At 35.4% G+C, this 887-nt stretch carries 1 protein-coding gene; it reads left to right on the plus strand.

The annotated features are described in order from the left end of the window. Window positions 1-164 precede the first annotated feature (164 nt). Window positions 165-770: a hypothetical protein gene (locus HMPREF2613_RS07140; protein WP_070479857.1), complete on the plus strand. Its 606-nt coding sequence runs from the start codon at window positions 165-167 to the stop codon at window positions 768-770. Window positions 771-887 lie beyond the last annotated feature (117 nt).

Below are 887 nucleotides of genomic sequence, written 5' to 3' on the forward strand. Positions count from 1 at the left end.
CTCTAGTCGTTTTAGCCCAGATAATTGGGGAGAAGTGAGCGTTAAAGATATATGGAGAACAGAATAACAAATGGAACGATGAGGTAATAGTTTTATAAAGGAAGGTTGGCATGAAACAATTCTTAAGAATATTTTGTTAAGAAGAAGTTGCTTTGGAGAAGTAAATGAGAAATAAAAACAAATTTATCTTTTGTTCACTCGTTTTGCTTGTTTATTTTTTATTGTTCATTTTGAAGCCGATCTACCAATATATTTCATTTTCTAAGATGGATGTGAATAGTAGTATGGTTCAATTGATTCAAGATAAAAATGATCAGGATTGGCATGCTCTTGATAAGCATATTCATCTAGTGCCCTCAAAAGAAAATGGAAAGAACATCGGCCTTATCTATGTGGTGGATGACTATAATCAAATTGAAAGTAAGATTTCTTCTGAGAATCAAGCGGTATCCATCAGTTACAATAATCGATTACAAGGAGACAAGAGTGTTGAAATTAGTTGGTTAAATGGGGAAAAGCGGTTGTATCATGCTGGGAGATATTTGAAATTAGCAAGTGAAAATCAAGCTGTGATTAAAAGTAAAACAGGTTCTTCAGTGACCGTTTGGGAACAACGTTCGGAGAAAGCTAAAAAGCGATTATATGCGGTTGTAGAACAAATGAAAAAAACTGTTCTAGAGCATTTGTTCCAGCAAATAGTGTTCTGTTCGTTAGCTGTCATTCTCTTTCTTTTAGGGTGGAAAATATATTATCATTTAAGGAGGTATTGAAATTCGCAGGGGTTCTGAACTTCAATAAAGCTTCTAGGGATATGATGCTATCGGAAGATGGGGATGCCTACTATCGTGCCGACTTAGAGAAGCGCTTAAAAGGTCACGACAAGTCCG

Origin of the sequence: Streptococcus sp. HMSC070B10 (genome assembly GCF_001808665.1) — a bacterium.
In the GTDB taxonomy this organism is placed as follows: domain Bacteria; phylum Bacillota; class Bacilli; order Lactobacillales; family Streptococcaceae; genus Streptococcus.

Excerpts from the sequence above, each read along its gene's own strand:
- HMPREF2613_RS07140 (WP_070479857.1), top strand. The coding sequence starts at position 165 with ATGAGAAATAAAAACAAATTTATCTTTTGTTCACTCGTTTTGCTTGTT.